The organism is Methylobacterium sp. WL6, from assembly GCF_008040095.1.
Classification (GTDB): Bacteria; Pseudomonadota; Alphaproteobacteria; order Rhizobiales; family Beijerinckiaceae; genus Methylobacterium.
In genome coordinates this window covers 1-746 of record NZ_VRVH01000635.1, presented here as the reverse complement: position 1 = coordinate 746, position 746 = coordinate 1, and the positions used below count along the sequence as shown (strand labels likewise).

The following is a 746-nucleotide window of genomic DNA, read 5'->3' as shown; positions in this document are numbered from 1 at the left end:
ACCGCGCCCCGAGCGGCGGCGGCCGCCGCTCCCGCCCAGCCGCCGGCGGATGGGCAGAGATCGGTCGATCCCCTGTCCGAGATCGCGTTCTTCCCGCTGACCCTGCCCTTCACCACCGGCCCGGGCACCATCGCGGTGGCGATCACCCTCGGCTCGAACCGTCCGGCCGTGATGGCCGACCGGCTCGGCTTCTACGTCGGCGTGTCGCTGGCCGCGCTCGGCGTCGCCGCGACGGTGGCGCTAATCTACGCCTCGGCCGACCGGGTGGTGAGCCTGCTCGGGCCGATCGGGGCGCGGGTGCTCGGCCGGCTGTTCGCGTTCCTGCTGCTCTGCGTCGGCACCCAGATCACCATCAACGGGGTGATCGACGTGTTCGGGCCGCTGCTCGCCGCGCGCTGAGACGCCCGCGTCACCGCGCGGCCTCGGCCCGCGCCAAACCCTCGATCCGGTCGAGCCAGCGCTCCAGGCGGGCCCGGTTGCCGCCGGCATCGAGCAACCCAAATTGCGGGCGGGCGTACAGGGCCAGGGTCGATTGGCCCTCGCCGGCGCCGAGAATCGCGACGGCGACCGTGTCGGGCAGCCGCAGCCATTCCGAGCGGACGACGTAGCGGTCCTCCTCGGCCCAGCGGGCCTGGAAGGCCAGCTCGGTGCGCGGCTCCTCGGCCGCCACCGCGGCGACGATGGCGCGCAGCCGCTCGCCCGGCACCGGCAGCACCGGCGGCACGCGATCCGAGACCTCGCGGCAC

At 74.9% G+C, this 746-nt stretch carries 1 protein-coding gene and 1 pseudogene; one reads left to right on the top strand and one right to left on the bottom strand.

Features of this window, described 5'->3' with window-relative positions; translation table 11 throughout:
• Positions 1-399, top strand: a 399-nt coding sequence (locus tag FV230_RS28910; RefSeq protein ID WP_281407491.1) for a MarC family protein, incomplete at its 5' end; no start/stop codon positions are given.
• A gap of 10 nt (positions 400-409) precedes the next feature.
• Here the strand turns inward: FV230_RS28910 and FV230_RS28905 are convergent.
• Positions 410-746: pseudogene (locus FV230_RS28905) on the bottom strand (DUF1499 domain-containing protein); the annotation flags it as partial.